The organism is Mesotoga infera (assembly GCF_900157305.1).
Lineage (GTDB): Bacteria > Thermotogota > Thermotogae > Petrotogales > Kosmotogaceae > Mesotoga > Mesotoga infera.
Genome location: NZ_LS974202.1, coordinates 706,256 through 720,210 on the forward strand (window position 1 = coordinate 706,256; position 13,955 = coordinate 720,210).

Consider the following 13,955-nt stretch of genomic DNA (forward strand, 5'->3'; position numbering starts at 1 on the left):
GGGATGACCCTGAATAGGAGCATTTCAGGGCAGGCTCCACGGGGACACCACGGAATGACTTTGTAGGAAAGGCAGAAGGCGTGAAAGAGAAGATGTAAAAGAGAGAAGGTGATGTTTTGATTGGGCCTGTTAGAAATGAGAACGGGTCTCCCGCCAGAGACCCGCTCAGTAACACAAGAAATTTATCGCACAATTATTTTATCATTCCATTTGACAAAGTGTATGACAAAACTGTCAAAAACTATCACTATCGTGATAGGTCTATACCCTTCAGTGGCGCCGGCGGTGTCTGTCCGGGGCGATCTTCGAGAAACAGCCGGATAACAGGGATCGGGAACAGCTCACACGAGGAGTGGCGGGACGACCGCCGCTCCCCCGCCTTGAACGTTTTTCTCGCTTTTGGAAGGAATGAGAGAGATGAAGAGCCTTGACGGAGAAGGCATCGACCGTTATGACGACGGATGCGACGGTGAAGACCTCGAAAGGATAGTGATAACTGACAGGGAGGCCGTCTTCGATTTCATCACCCATCTCGAAAATCCCCTGAAGTACATCTCTTTCAGGAATCTCAAGGAGCTCGTGGAAATGGAGCTGCCTCAAATGTTCTACGAGAGAAGGCACAGGACCAGAAGAGCGGAAGAGCGAGAAGAACCGTCCTTCGTCCGGCGTCCCGGAGCGTGAACCCGTCCTTGGAGAACAGAAGAGCGGTTCCGGCGCGTTGCGCCCAAGTTCCTCGTTCCGACGCTGCGCGTCCAGGTTCTTGGTTTGTAAGAGCGGAAAGACGTCCCTCGTCCTTCGTCCAAGAGCATGGACCCGTCCTTGGGAAGATCAGAAGAACGAGATCCCGTATAGGAGCACTACGGGATGACAGCCCTTCTTCCTTCCCGTCATGCCGGACCTGATCCGGCATCTCCGCTCCTTTGAAAGAGCAAGAGCGGGATCCCGTTTAAGAGCACAACGGGATGACAGTCCCTTCCCGTCATTCTGAGCTTGACTCAGAATAACGTTTTTTCCTCCCCTCACGTCATGCCGGACTCACTTGACGTCATTCTGAGCTTGACTCAGAATCACGGTTTTCTAAGGAGTGGATCCCGGGTCGGAGCCCGGGATGACAGTCTTACTCCCTTCCCGTCATGCCGGACACTGATCCGGCATCTCCGCTCCTTCAAAAGAGCGGGAGAGCGAGAAGAGCGGTTCCGGCGCGTTGCGCCCAGGTTCTTGGTTTAGGATCGAGGCCATAAGAGCGGGATAAAGATCCATTACTTGAAGAACGATGTCCTGTATAGAATTAATTCGGGATGAAACGGGATAATCGAATGGGGCATTAGAATCTCATTTCTTTGTCAACAACCAAATGTTCTTGTGGACCGTCGATTCCTTGTTTGCGAAGAAGACGAATTTTCTGTGAGTTCTTGGTGATCTTTACGTTACCAGATGCAACCCAGAAGAACTTCCGGTTCTCAGTGATGACTCTTATCTGATTATCCATGATCCATTGCTTCATCCATTGCGCCTTTTTGATCACCGCATCGACTTCGGATTCATTTGCCGGATGAATCTCTATGAAAGCTGTTTTCAGAACAGCATCAATCTCGATGAAAACAGCATAGTCCCATCTATTCTCATTGGGATAATCTTCTTTAAGGCATCTATCTATATCAACGCTCTTTGCATTGGTTCTCTTTTCTTGAAGTCTGACTTTGTCAGGGTTGCCAATTGCTTGAAGTCCGTTTTTTATACAGGGGCCAAGAGATGAATTCATTATGGGCTGCATTTGATCCATTTTCTACCTCCAGAGCTGTGCTACGATTTCGTTTGTCTTGGAAGTGAATTCTACGAGGCCGCCCCATTCCGACACTGACTTCTTATCGCTCCCGGGATCGAGTGAAGAAATATCTTCAGTAACCACGCCAGCCTCGGTTGGTCTGAAGTAGTTGACAACGAGCTTCTTGTTCTCTAAATCCTTTATTAGTTTGTTCGTATTTGCCGTTGCTTTTAGTTCGAAAAGGTCGAGGAGAAGCTTCCTCTTTTTGTCCGCAGTTGCTTCAGGATGATATACAATCTCATTTATGGCCCACACCAGTTCGATTATTCCTGATGAGTGAGTTGAGAGCAAGACTTTATAATTCCTGCTCAACAGCTCAACTATAGTAAGAAAGACATCCCTAATTGCAAGCGGGTGAAGGCTTGCCTCTGGCTCTTCAACAATGACCCAGTTCACACCTTGCTTTTTCGAGACTTTTGCCGAAGGCAGCAGCCAGAACAATCCAAGTAGTAACGGGGCAAATTCCCTTTGACCTGCAGACCAGGTCATGATGGGCATTGATACTCCAGCAACCTCCAGCATGATTCTCTTCCTAAGGCCTACATCTAGTTTCAATTTGCCTTCTCTCATTATGGATTTCTGCAGCGCGTCCCTTATCTCTTTCTTGAAGTATCCGTCTCTCGGAAAGATAGGGATGCCGCCCTTCCCAAGGCCGGAATCCATTATGCGCCTGATCTTCTCGCTGAAGTCCTTAACAACGAAAGGGTACGTAGCATCGAAAGAGGTGAAAGGAAGTGGCCACCCGGCAGAGATAATCAGAACTCGTTGAGCGGGTATATAAAACACCTTTGGCCCTTTGCCATTTCCACCTGATCTCTTCACGTGAGTTTCGATCTGAAACTTTCTTCCGTTAAGTCCAATGCAGCTCTGAGAATTCCATATCGCCTGCATCCCTTCGCCAAAATAGACTGGCAAGAAACTCTCGAGCTCATTCTTCCAATCAAAGCCAAACTTCTTCAATTCTCTGACTATGCCAGCGTGATCAACGCAGAACTTGAACAACTGAAGAAAGATGCTTTTACCCGTTGCTTGTGGCCCGACGAGAACGGTCAGGTCACCGGCCGAAATGTCTGCTTTTTTTATCGGCCCGATATTCTCAAGAACGACTCTCACGGAGAACCCTCCCTTCTTCCTGTGCTGCTTAGGCTATACAAGACAATTATATCAATTTCCGCATGAGTTCCTGAATCTTCAACCAAACCACACAAAGTAAGGCCTTTCCTTCAATAAAATAGGGACTCTATTATTTTCATTTCGGAAACGTTGTTCTACGTTCCAGTGTGCCAAGAAGGCGAAGAAGGGAACTTCAAGCCATGCTTAATTGAAGATGAGGGAGGGCCCCTCGAAGCCGTCATGCAGGTGGAGGCTTCAAACCGCCGTAAGCTGCTGTGGTAAAGAGCCATGGTAGTGGAAAGACAAAATAGGGACTCCATTTTCTCAAGAGCGGTTCCTCCTTCCTACGCTTCGCGTCCACGTTCTCTTTCCTAGAACCGGGTCTAGGGTCTGGAAAGGGCGAGATCCCGTGCAGTTGCATCACGGGATGACATAATGAGGGGGTTCGAAGGTATATAGGGACTCCATTTTTGCGAACAAGAGCAGTTCCTCGTTCCGACTCATTGCTTCCATGTTCTTGGTTCTTACGCCGCGGAGAGGAACTGGTATTTACGATTGTGTAGGTAATTATGTAGGTCTTATTGTACAATATGCTTGTACAGGAGGTGGTTTTATGAAGTACATAGCGACTCGAGACCTGAGAAGCAATCCCTCAGCGGTCTGGGAAACGCTTGATGAGGGATCGGAGGTTATCGTTACGGTTAACGGGAAGCCTAAAGCAATAATGATAAGGGCAGACGAGGATCTCGAGTTTCTCATAAAGGCTATTTCCCGAGCAAAAGCTGAACTCGCGGTCGAAAGAATGCGGCTCCAGTCTTTGAATAGCGGTCTTGATAGTCTTTCTTCAGAGGAAATTGAGAGAGAGATATCTGAAAGCAGAAAAGCTGACAGATGAAGATAGTAGTAGATACAAACGTCCTTGTCGCGGCTCTATTGAATCCTTACGGAAGTCCCGCAGGTGTTCTCAATTGTATTCTCTCAAATCGTGTTCTTCCCTGTTTCGATGCAAGAATCATCGATGTATACGAGAGGGTTCTTCGAAGACCGAGATTTGGATTCAGGAGCGATGATATAAGGGGGCTTCTGGATTTCTTTGTCAGGGTCGGCTTTCTTGTGGCTCCCGAACCTGTCTCTTTGGAGCTTCCAGATCTATCGGATTTACCTTTTGTTGAAGTCTCTAGAGCCACTAACAGTCCGATCGTTACGGGGAATCCTAAACACTTTCCCGCTGATTTCGTAACTGTCCTGAGTCCTGCAGCGTTGCTTGAGATAATTCACAGAAGGGCGGGTAAATAGGGACCACGGTAAATAGCGATAAATAGGGACCTTATCATATAAAGGGTAAATAGGTAAGGTAAATAGGGACAGACTCCGTTTTCTCCGGCTCATTGCGCCCAGGTTTTTCGTTCCAGAGCTAGGAGCTTTGTTCTTGGTGGAGAACGATGCGCGGAAGAGCGGGAAGAGCCGGAACGAGAAGAGGAGAGAGGGCGAGACACGAGCAGCGGGTCTCGGGTTTCGGGTCTAGGGTCTAGAACGCGAAAAACGCGGTTTTTCGCGGTCTTTGCTCCTTTTCGTCATGCCGGACCTGATCCGGCATCTCCGCTCCTTCGAAAGAGTAAGAGCGAGATCCCGTATAGGAGCACTACGGGATGACATGAGGGGGAGCGTTTCAGGGCAGGCTCTCCTTTAACGTCATCCTGACGTGCTCCCAGTCAGGATCCCGGTCTTCCTCCCTCACGTCATGCCCGGTCTTCGCGAAAAACGGGGACAGACGTCAGGAGCCCGTCAGTCCCCATTTTCGCGGTCCTTCCTCCTTCCCGTCATGCCGGACTCACTTGAAGTCATTCTGAGCTTGACTCAGAATCACGGTTTTCTAAGGAGTGGATCCCGGGTCGGAGCCCGGGATGACAGGATAGAGGCGTTCTGGATGCTTAATGTCGAGGAACTGCTCCCAATGCTCTCACGAAGGACGGGTCCATGATCTTGGACGAACAACGAAGGACGTCTCTTCTAGGCGAGATCCCGTAAGAATACCAGTTGAATGCTTCCTGCTTCTCTCCGTACAACCTCGCATGGGTTACGACCCTTTCGTATCTCTCGTCCAGTATCGTTACTGTGAAAGCCTCTGCCTTCAACCACAACTCCCTCAAGGATAGTTCCGGTGCTGTCGAGTAGCTGTTCTTCTCAAAGGTGACTATCCCGTATTTGTTTGCCTTTACACTAAGCAGTTTCGAGATGAGAACGGTGTGGCAGGTAGTTCGTTCATCCTATCCCGCTCTTCTTCAAAGAGTTTCGAGATGAGAACATCTTTCTTGTAGTGGTTCCTCCTCCTGTCTTCGTCCGAGACTCTCAAGAGCTCTCTCTGGTGGCCAGCATTCAGATCGCAAAGAACAATCTCGTCAGCATAGGCGACTGGATAGAGGTTCCGAAATTTCAGGCCGACGGAGACGTTATAGACATTACACTTACGACGATCAGGATCCAAAACTGGGACAAGACAATAAGCCCAATTCCCTTCTACGCCTTAATCTCGGAATCCTTCAAGAACTGGAAGGGGATGTTTCAGGCCGGGAGAAGGCGGATCAAGAGATCGGTATTCATAGACAGCTCCTCGATTCGCTTTTTGGATGACGAGTTGTACGATAGACTCTACAGAGTCGAGATTCTCAGGCCTTATCTCGAAAGCAGGAAGAAAGAGATAGAGTAATTCAACAGGAAGAACGAGATAGATGTGAGCGAACCGGTCAATGGCAGAAGGATGACGAATATCGGGACCTTCAGGGCATATCTGACCGCATTTCTACGGGACCATCCCGGAACCAACAAAGACACGATAATCATGGTAAACTATGAATCATTACAGTCTGACATCTTCGATCATTTTTTTTGCCTCCATGCCCCACTTCGGGCTAAGGCTCTTCCAGAACCCGTCGGGGAGAGACGTGAGGGCACTCGGCGATCTCTTTGTGAGCGGCAAGATTTCCGTTCCGCGTCCTTCAATCGGCGGCTCCTCCACAATCAACAATTACGAGGATGGACCGCTTGATCATCAGCAGTAGCTGGTCCGGCAATCTTCTTACTCCGAGGAAAAGCTCTTCTCTATATTCCCCAGCAGCGAATCGGCCGAAAAGGCAAGAAGAGCGGCAGGAATTGCTCCTTCCAGTATGAAGGCGGGATTCTCCGACACAAGCCCCGCCGTTATGGGCGATCCAAGTCCGCCGGCTCCTATAGTGGCTCCGACGGTCGCCGTCCCGATATTTATAACAACAGATATCCTTACTCCCGACATAATTACCTTTAGCGCTAGAGGAAGCTCGATCTTGAAGAGAACCTGCCAGGAAGACATACCCATACCGTAAGCCGCTTCGCGAACTTCGGAGGGGATATTCTCTATGCCGGTTATCGTGTTCCTTAGGATAGGCAGAAGTCCATATAGGAGCAGAGCGGCAACCGTGGGCTTGAACCCGAATCCAAGAAGAGGAACAGCAAGGGCAAGCACCGCAACGGGCGGAAAGGTCTGTCCGAGAGAGCTGAGATTGGAGACGAGTGGCAGATACTGCCTTCCTAGCGGCCTCGTAACCAGAACGCCGATCGAAATACCTATTACAGTTGCAAGTCCGCTTGAGACAATCACCATCCACAGGTGTTCGCCAACCAGTTCCAGCAGGGTACCTCTGGGGTGAAGAACCTCCCTCTCTTCCGGAAAGAGCCATCTTAGAAAGCTCTCCCAGAGAGCCATGTTGGATATTAGCAGAATGAATGCCAAAAGGAATATCCCAAGGATTATCCAGGATATGACTCTACTCTTCTTCTCTGACACTCTTAGTCAACTCCTGAATTTTCGATAGACTTATCTGGCCTAGAAAACGGCCCGATCTCTCAACAACCGGCAGAGCCATAGTTCCGCTTTCAAGCATTCTCGAGAGCGCTTCCTTCATTGTGCTGTCGGGGCTCAAAATCTCTTCCTCCAGCATCTCAGTCAGAGCTTCTCTGAGCGGAAGCTCTCTACTGGAATGAGAAACATCTACCCATCCGATGAGTTTCTTACTATCGTCCAGTGCCCAGACGAATTCCTCTTTTGTGACACCCAGCTGCTCCCAGCCGCCGTTAATGTCTATCGTTTCGCTTTTCTCTATGTACTCAAGAACGGGAATTCTCGAGAGCCTCTTCAGAGCCCTGTCGGAGCCCATGAAATCATGAACGAACTTCTCTACCGGCCTTGCGAGAATCTCTTCGGGCGTGTCGAACTGGAGAATTCTTCCCCCTTTCATAACGGCAATTTTATCTGCCAGTCTTATCGCCTCGTCTATATCGTGAGTCACGAAGACAATTGTTTTGTGCAGTTCCTCCTGAATTCTGGCAAATTCATCCTGAAGCCTGACTCTCGTAAGAGGGTCGACTGCCCCGAAAGGTTCGTCCATGAGAATTATCGGCGGATCGGCGGCAAGGGCTCTCGCAACTCCCACTCTCTGGGCTTCGCCGCCCGACAACTCTTTGGGAAGCTTATTTGCGTAGGACTTCGGCTCCAGTCCGACCAGCTGCAGCAATTCTTCCACCCGAACGTCGATCTTCGATCTCTCCCACTTCAGTAGTTTGGGCACGGTGGCGATGTTGTCCTTAACCGTCATGTGGGGAAAGAGTCCCACATTCTGGATGACGTAGCCTATTCCTCTCCTGAGCTGCCTGATATCCATCTCAGTTACATCGCTGCCGTCTATCAGAATCCTTCCGGCAGTAGGTCTGATTATTCGGTTTATCATCTTGAGTGTCGTTGTCTTCCCGCATCCAGACGGCCCGATAAGAACGGTAAGTTCTCTCGAAGGAATCTCGAACGTAATATCCTTTACGGCTACGGTCTCTTCATCGTATTCCTTTGTAACTTTCTCGAATCTAATCATCGGCTCCCTCCGAAACAAGACCTCTGGGCGTAAGAACAGCTATCAGCAACTGCATAAGAGAATCGACTATCAGCGCTAGAGCCACGATCGGCAACGCGCCTAGCAGTACTAGATCCATTGCGGCCTGACCAAGCCCCTGAAAGACGAAAACACCAAGACCCCCCGCACCAATGAGAGCTGCCATCGTTGTGTTGCCCACCGCCTGAACGGCCGCCGTTCTCACGCCTGCCAGAACTATCGGAAGTGAGATCGGAATCTCGACCTTCCCGAGAACCTGAAATCTGCTCATTCCCATGGCCCTTGCAGCCTCAACCGTATCGACCGGAATTACCTTCAGACTCGAATAAGTATTCCTGACTATCGGAAGCAACGAATAAAGAATCAAAGCTATCATTGCTGGAGCCCAACCCACACCCGTTATTCCTATCTCCCTCAGAAACGGCAGACTGCGAGAAAAATACGAAAGGGGAGCGATCAGCAGCCCAAAGAGAGCTATGCTGGGAATCGTCTGAATGAAATTCACCACCCCGAAAACCGGCTTCTCTATCTTGGGAGACCTGTTAGCCACTATTCCAAGAGGCACTCCGATTATCACTCCGGAGACTACGGCTCCACCGGCTATCATAAGATGCCTCACCGTCTCCTCTAGAAATCTATCGCTCCTGTTTGCGTACTCCTTCATGATCGCAAGCTCCTTGAGATGTCCTGAGACAAGCATTATGAGAAAGGAGGCAATAGGAATCAATACAAGAAACGCGGAGAGTACCTTCTTATCTTTAAGCCTTCTTCTGGCGGCGAACACGACTATGTAGCCGGCCAGAAGCAGAAGCCAAAGTCCTGTATAGGGTGAGACTCTGGCGAACGGACCTGTTGCCGAAGCGATGGAGAGTGCATAGCTCCCGGCAAGGAAAAAACCGAAAACAGGTACAAGCCCTGCCACAATGCCCATAAGAAAAGCGTATTTGCTGTAAGAAAGGAAGAAGATGGCAACCGAGGCGGCTGCAAGAGATACCAGCCCGACTATCGAGAAGCTTCCCAGGCTTACCGGCAGGGCTTCGGAAATCCTTGTCTCCTTAACCGAAAGAAAACCCGGAATTACGAGCGAAAACAACATGATGGCCATTCCCAGAATGGCCATCACATCTCTTCGTCTGCCAATAAACTTCATGGATCCTAATCAATCAAGGACTTCGATCTCAGGAACTGCTCAGCAACATAACCCGCATCCAGACCTTCGATAGCTATCGAAGCGTTGAGAGACTGCAAACTCTCTAGGTCCAGTGATTCGAAGACGGGTTTCAGGAGTCCTTCGATCTCGGGATACATGTCGTAGACCTCTTTCCTCACTATGGGAGCGGGTTCGTAGATGGGCTGTACGCCTTTGGTGTCCTCAAGAACGACAAGTCTGAGGGCCGAGAGCGCCCCGTCCGTACCGTATGCCATAGCGAGATTGACCCCGTCTATATTCTGTGCGGCAGCCCTGATCGTCTGAGCGGTGTTTCCTCCGGAGAAGGCCAGAATTTGATCGTTGGAAAGTTCAAAACCATATGCCTCCTGGAAGGCAGGCATCGCATCGGGCCTCGTCAGAAACTCTTCGGAAGCGGCCAGCTTGATGAATCCTCCACCGTTAATGTATGTCGCAAGGTCTTCGAGGGTCTTGATTCCCTCACTCTCGGAAAGATCCTTTCTGATCGCCAGAGCCCAGGTATTGTTCGCAGGAGCTGGAGTAAGCCAGACGAGACCGTTACTTGCCAGATCAAGGGCCTTCACAGTCTCGTATCCCGACTTCGCGTTCTTCCATACCATGGGATCTGTGTTATCAAAGAAGAAGCCTCCGTTTCCGGTGTACTCGGGGTAGATATCGATCTCACCAGCGATGATCGCCTTTCTGATGACACTCGTCGTGCCGAATTCTGTCTTGTCATTCACCTTGAAACCGTTCTTTTCAAGGACGATGACAATCATCTGACCGAGCAGAGCTCCTTCTGTATCAATCTTCGATGCCACCGTAATCGGCCCCTTCAGTGCCAAACCAATTACAGTTATCAATAATAGCGCTATTAACATTATTCTCTTCACAACAACCAACCTCCATAGTTTGTATTGCCGATAATTATACTCAACTTAATTGTACACTATCACCGGAGATTTTCAATGCATTGCTACCTCTGTAGATTCGTCTGACTTTTGTAGCGAGCTAAGACGCATTCGCGGAATCTCCTGTTTTTTCATTTTAGAAAAGCTCAAGAAAGAATCCCGGCGAGTATTCTCCTTACCGCTCAGCTATCCAGTGTCATGAAGAGATTGTTCAGTGATTCCACGAGCGTCGGGTGAGCGAAGATGCCGTCTCTCAACGTGGTGTAAGGAAGACCGCCCATCATTGCTATCTGAATTGCAGACATGATTTCTCCTCCCTCGACACCCAGAATCGCGGCTCCAATTATCTGATCTGTTTTTGAATCGACAAGAGCCTTCATCACTCCCCTGGTCTCGTCCATTTCTATCGCCCGTGCCACCCTATTAAAAGGCAGCTTTGCCACACGAAAGTCACGTCCCTGACTCGATGCTTCTTTCTCGGAGAGACCGATTCTTCCAAGCTGGGGATCTATGAATACGACATACGGGACAAACCTCTCTTCTATCGTCGAGCTTCCTCCGTTCAAGAGGTTCTGCTTCAATACTCTGAAGTCGTCGTAAGAAATATGTGTGAAGGCCGGTCCGCCTTTGACATCTCCTATCGCATAGATGCCCTTCGACGTTGTCTCAAGCCTACTGTCAACCCTAACGAATCCCCGCCCGTCAACCTGAATCCCGGCCTTCTCGAGATTCAAGTCGGGAGTATTGGGCAATCTGCCGGTCGCGAGCAGCAGATGGCTACCCGCCAACGTCGTTTCCTTCTCAGAAGACCTCACTGTCAGGCTGATCCTGTTGCCCCCGGCGCTCCTGATTTGGAGCGGTTCGCTGTCTAGAAGGACATCTATGCCTTCGTCCTTCATGATTTCCAAAACCATGTCGGCGATGTCTTCATCTTCGCGAGAGAGCAGCTGTTTATTCCTTTGAATGATGGTTACTTCACTTCCAAAACGTCTGAACATCTGCCCGAACTCGAGACCTACGTAGCCGCCGCCAACGATTATAAGATGTTCCGGAAGCTCATCGAGCTCCATTATTGAAGTCGAGTCATAAGCCACTGAATCATACAGACCTCTAATCTCAGGTCTCGCAGGACTCGTTCCGGTGTTTATCACTATGATGTCTGCTTCCAGGAACTCCGTTCGCCCGTCTTGAAGGCTGACTTCGAGCTGTCTTTCCCTGACGAAACGAGCGCTGCCTTCTATCAATGAAAGGTTTTGCGAGTCTAGAATCCTTTTCTTGCTACCTTCTCTGAAGCTCTTGACAACCTGCCTTTTCCGCTGGACAACTCTTTCCAGATCGAGTGAGATCTCCCCCGCATGAACTCCGAAATCTCCTGCGCGCCGAACCAAATGCGCTATTCTTGCGCTGGCTATCATGGTCTTTGTCGGGGTGCAGCCTTCGTTGACGCAAGTACCTCCAACTGCTTTCCTCTCGACAAGGGCTACCTTCCATCCGGCCTCTGCAAGCGAAAGCGCCAGAGGAGTTCCCCCCTGCCCGGAACCGATAACAATCGCATCAAACTTTCTTCTGCCATCCTTCATTTCATCACCATCCCGTTGTCCAACCATGGTCATCTCAAGCTTCTCAATCAATTGTCGTATTCTATATGGAAAGCAAAGAGGTGCGGTTCCGCTTCTCTGCTTCAGTGAGATCAATGTACGAAAGATCTAGGAGAGAAAACTGACATGTTCTGATTGTTTAACTGAAGCAACGAGCGGACGACAGTACGTCCAAAAACCAAGACTGTGACCGTTTTATTGAGAAAGGGAATACCCAGAGCACGTGCGAGTATAGCATATAGCATCGGGCAAATCAAAACAACTGAAGGGGAGAGTCTGGAACCGAAGTTGATGGACCATTCGAAGCCAGCATCATGTTTCGCCTTTCTCTACTACCCCGTCAGTGGTGGAGGATGCCTCAACCCACGCCTAGTATAATTGTAAGATCCAATATAGGTCGGTGGTGAATGAAATGGACAGATACGATGAGCGCGACACGATATTTGCCCGGATGAACTACGAAGTCGACTCACCGGAGTATTGTGACTACTACTCCAGGCATCCCGAGTTGAAAGAGGTCGATGATGAACTGCGCAGCAAACCGGATCTGTGCGACGCAAGCTCCCCCTCTTATGATCCGATTGAAGCTTCAGAAATCCGTTCGAATTTCTCCCTTATAGAAGACCTTCGGCCTCTATGCGAGGGCAAACCATCATCCGGCAAACTCCATGTTGAACCATCGGACATTACGGATCAAATTAAACTTATGGCCCTCGATTATGGGGCAGATCTCGTAGGTGTTGCAAGGATGAAACCGGAATTTTATTATAGCCACAGGGGCAGGCATCGAGAGCACTACGGAGATGAAATAGGCGATCTGCTTCCATACGGAATCGTTTTCGCGGTTGAGATAAAGAAAGAAATGATCGACACCGCGCCAGCGATGACGGCAATGGTCGAGAGTTCCAGAACCTATCTGAAGGCTGCAACGATAGGACTGAGTCTATCCTATTTCATTCGCAGTCTGGGATACTCGGCCAGAAACCATATGGACGGCAATTATCTCTCAGTTCTCCCCCTGGTGGCGTCAGCCGCAGGAATTGGAGTCTTCGGGAGACACGGCCTTCTCATCTCTGACAGGTTCGGCCCGAGAATAAAACTCGGACTGGTAACCACGGATATGCCTTTGACCGGCAGCCGATCAGTAAATGTCGACCTTGAAAGATTCTGCAGCAATTGCGGGGCTTGCTCCAGAGAGTGCCCTGCCTCTGCAATATCAGGTAATGGACAGGAGATCGTCAACGGCACCAGTAGATGGAGAATCGATCATGAGCTCTGTTACTCGTATTGGAGATCGAACGGAACCGACTGTGGTATCTGCATGAAGGTTTGTCCTTTTTCGAGAGGGATCGGCTTTTCCCAATTCATAAATAATAGGGACAAAATAATAGGGACAGACTCCGTTTTCCTAAGAGTGGTTTCTCGTTCCGACGCTTCGCAGAAAGAACCGTCCTCCGAGAAGAGCGGGAGAGCCGTCCAGCGTCGGAGCGTGGACCCGTCCTTGGGAAGAGCGAAACCAGAGGTGAGAGGGTAAAGGTATGAGGCGAGAAGAGCGGGATTTTGATCTTCTTACCTCTTACCTCTCCTCCTCTTACCTCTGTTTAGAGACGAACGAGAAGAGCGAGATCCCGTATAGGAGCACTACGGGATGACACGAGTGGGGCATTACGGGTCTTCGGAAAAACGGGGACAGACGTCAGGAGCCCATCAGTCCCCATTTTCGCGTTCTTTCCTTTCTTCCCGTCATTCTGAGCTTGACTCAGAATCACGTTCTTCCTCCCCTCACGTCATCCTGACGTGCTCCTAGTAAGGATCCCGGTCTTCGGAAAAACGGGGACAGACGTCAGGAGCCCGTCAGTCCCCATTTTCGGGGTCGGAGCCCGGGATGACAGTCCCTTCCCGTCATGCCGGACTCACTTGACGTCATTCTGAGCTTGACTCAGAATCACGTTCTTCCTCCCCTCACGTCATCCTGACGTGCTCCTAGTAAGGATCCCGGTCTTCGCGAAAAACGGGGACAGACGTCAGGAGCCCGTCAGTCCCCATTTTCGCGGTATTTGATCCCTTCCCGTCATGCCGGACCCCGATCCGGCATCTCCGCTCCTTCGAAAGAGCAAGAGCGAGATCCCGTATAGGAGCACTACGGGATGACACGGAATGACAGCCCCTTCCCGTCATGCCGGACCCGATCCGGCATCCTGGTCCTTCGAAAGAGTGAGAAGAGCGAGAAGAGCGGTTCCAAGAGCGGTTCCGGCGCGTTGCGCCCAGGTTCTTGGTTAAAGACTCGAGATGAGGAGAGAGGAAGAGACTGGGGAGAGATTTCTCATCCGCTCGTGAGCGGAGCGAACTCTCGACGATGCTCTTTCTCGGCTCTTACCGACAACCCACAACGCACAACCCACCACGGTTCTTCGTTCCAGAGCT

General features: G+C 50.1%; 14 protein-coding genes. 6 read left to right on the forward strand and 8 right to left on the reverse strand.

The genetic code is table 11. The features are described from left to right. Positions 1-408 precede the first annotated feature (408 nt). The gene (locus MESINF_RS03330) at positions 409-681 is read left to right on the forward strand and encodes a hypothetical protein (RefSeq protein ID WP_169698533.1); all 273 of its coding nucleotides are present in this window, start codon (positions 409-411) and stop codon (positions 679-681) included. 643 nt (positions 682-1,324) lie between these two features. On the opposite strand, the gene MESINF_RS03335 is transcribed toward MESINF_RS03330, so the two are convergent. Continuing rightward, positions 1,325-1,774 carry a hypothetical protein gene (locus MESINF_RS03335; RefSeq protein WP_169698534.1) on the reverse strand — a complete coding sequence of 150 codons (450 nt, stop codon included), beginning with the start codon at positions 1,772-1,774 and terminating at the stop codon, positions 1,325-1,327. Positions 1,775-1,786: 12 nt separating this feature from the next. Next, positions 1,787-2,938, reverse strand: coding sequence for an AAA family ATPase (locus MESINF_RS03340; RefSeq protein ID WP_169698535.1), 1,152 nt, complete (start codon positions 2,936-2,938; stop codon positions 1,787-1,789). A gap of 613 nt (positions 2,939-3,551) precedes the next feature. On the opposite strand from MESINF_RS03340, the gene MESINF_RS03345 reads away from it, so the two are divergent. Next, positions 3,552-3,833 (forward strand): type II toxin-antitoxin system Phd/YefM family antitoxin, encoded by a 282-nt coding sequence (locus MESINF_RS03345; RefSeq protein ID WP_169698536.1) that lies wholly within the window; start codon positions 3,552-3,554, stop codon positions 3,831-3,833. Next, the gene (locus MESINF_RS03350; protein WP_169698537.1) at positions 3,830-4,234 is read left to right on the forward strand and encodes a PIN domain-containing protein; all 405 of its coding nucleotides are present in this window, start codon (positions 3,830-3,832) and stop codon (positions 4,232-4,234) included. Before MESINF_RS03345 ends, MESINF_RS03350 begins: the two co-directional genes overlap by 4 nt. Positions 4,235-4,869: 635 nt before the next feature. On the opposite strand, the gene MESINF_RS13615 is transcribed toward MESINF_RS03350, so the two are convergent. Further along, on the reverse strand, positions 4,870-5,175 hold the full coding sequence (locus tag MESINF_RS13615; protein ID WP_408631268.1) for a Mu transposase domain-containing protein: 306 nt from the start codon (positions 5,173-5,175) through the stop codon (positions 4,870-4,872). Positions 5,176-5,303: 128 nt separating this feature from the next. On the opposite strand from MESINF_RS13615, the gene MESINF_RS13620 reads away from it, so the two are divergent. Together MESINF_RS13620 and MESINF_RS13625 are read left to right on the forward strand one after the other, a co-directional pair. Continuing rightward, positions 5,304-5,645, forward strand: coding sequence for a mechanosensitive ion channel domain-containing protein (locus tag MESINF_RS13620; RefSeq protein WP_231936833.1), 342 nt, complete (start codon positions 5,304-5,306; stop codon positions 5,643-5,645). A gap of 142 nt (positions 5,646-5,787) precedes the next feature. Beyond that, complete coding sequence (locus MESINF_RS13625) at positions 5,788-5,997, forward strand: hypothetical protein (RefSeq protein WP_231936834.1); 210 nt, start codon at positions 5,788-5,790, stop codon at positions 5,995-5,997. Positions 5,998-6,014: 17 nt separating this feature from the next. On the opposite strand, the gene MESINF_RS03365 is transcribed toward MESINF_RS13625, so the two are convergent. From MESINF_RS03365 to MESINF_RS03385, 5 genes are all read right to left on the reverse strand, one after another. After that, positions 6,015-6,758, reverse strand: a complete 744-nt coding sequence (locus tag MESINF_RS03365) for an ABC transporter permease (RefSeq protein ID WP_169698538.1) — start codon at positions 6,756-6,758, stop codon at positions 6,015-6,017. Further along, complete coding sequence (locus MESINF_RS03370) at positions 6,739-7,836, reverse strand: ABC transporter ATP-binding protein (RefSeq protein ID WP_169698539.1); 1,098 nt, start codon at positions 7,834-7,836, stop codon at positions 6,739-6,741. The genes MESINF_RS03365 and MESINF_RS03370 overlap by 20 nt, the downstream gene beginning before the upstream one ends. Beyond that, entirely contained in the window at positions 7,829-8,974 is a 1,146-nt protein-coding gene (locus tag MESINF_RS03375; RefSeq protein ID WP_231936835.1) for an ABC transporter permease, read from the reverse strand. Before MESINF_RS03375 ends, MESINF_RS03370 begins: the two co-directional genes overlap by 8 nt. 35 nt (positions 8,975-9,009) lie before the next feature. Continuing rightward, complete coding sequence (gene osmF / locus MESINF_RS03380; protein ID WP_269460646.1) at positions 9,010-9,915, reverse strand: glycine betaine ABC transporter substrate-binding protein OsmF; 906 nt, start codon at positions 9,913-9,915, stop codon at positions 9,010-9,012. A gap of 200 nt (positions 9,916-10,115) precedes the next feature. Continuing rightward, a complete protein-coding gene (locus MESINF_RS03385) occupies positions 10,116-11,513 on the reverse strand; it encodes a mercuric reductase (protein ID WP_169698541.1) in 1,398 nt (465 codons plus the stop codon). Between the two features lie 430 nt (positions 11,514-11,943). On the opposite strand from MESINF_RS03385, the gene MESINF_RS03390 reads away from it, so the two are divergent. Then, complete coding sequence (locus MESINF_RS03390) at positions 11,944-13,065, forward strand: 4Fe-4S dicluster domain-containing protein (RefSeq protein ID WP_169698542.1); 1,122 nt, start codon at positions 11,944-11,946, stop codon at positions 13,063-13,065. Positions 13,066-13,955 lie beyond the last annotated feature (890 nt).

Coding starts and splice junctions, on each gene's coding strand:
- MESINF_RS03370 (WP_169698539.1), bottom strand. CDS start 7,836: ATGATTAGATTCGAGAAAGTTACAAAGGAATACGATGAAGAGACCGTA.
- MESINF_RS03345 (WP_169698536.1), top strand. CDS start 3,552: ATGAAGTACATAGCGACTCGAGACCTGAGAAGCAATCCCTCAGCGGTC.
- MESINF_RS03385 (WP_169698541.1), bottom strand. CDS start 11,513: ATGAAGGATGGCAGAAGAAAGTTTGATGCGATTGTTATCGGTTCCGGG.
- MESINF_RS03335 (WP_169698534.1), bottom strand. CDS start 1,774: ATGCAGCCCATAATGAATTCATCTCTTGGCCCCTGTATAAAAAACGGA.
- MESINF_RS03330 (WP_169698533.1), top strand. CDS start 409: ATGAGAGAGATGAAGAGCCTTGACGGAGAAGGCATCGACCGTTATGAC.
- MESINF_RS03350 (WP_169698537.1), top strand. CDS start 3,830: ATGAAGATAGTAGTAGATACAAACGTCCTTGTCGCGGCTCTATTGAAT.
- MESINF_RS13625 (WP_231936834.1), top strand. CDS start 5,788: ATGAATCATTACAGTCTGACATCTTCGATCATTTTTTTTGCCTCCATG.
- MESINF_RS03375 (WP_231936835.1), bottom strand. CDS start 8,974: ATGGCCATTCTGGGAATGGCCATCATGTTGTTTTCGCTCGTAATTCCG.
- MESINF_RS03390 (WP_169698542.1), top strand. CDS start 11,944: ATGGACAGATACGATGAGCGCGACACGATATTTGCCCGGATGAACTAC.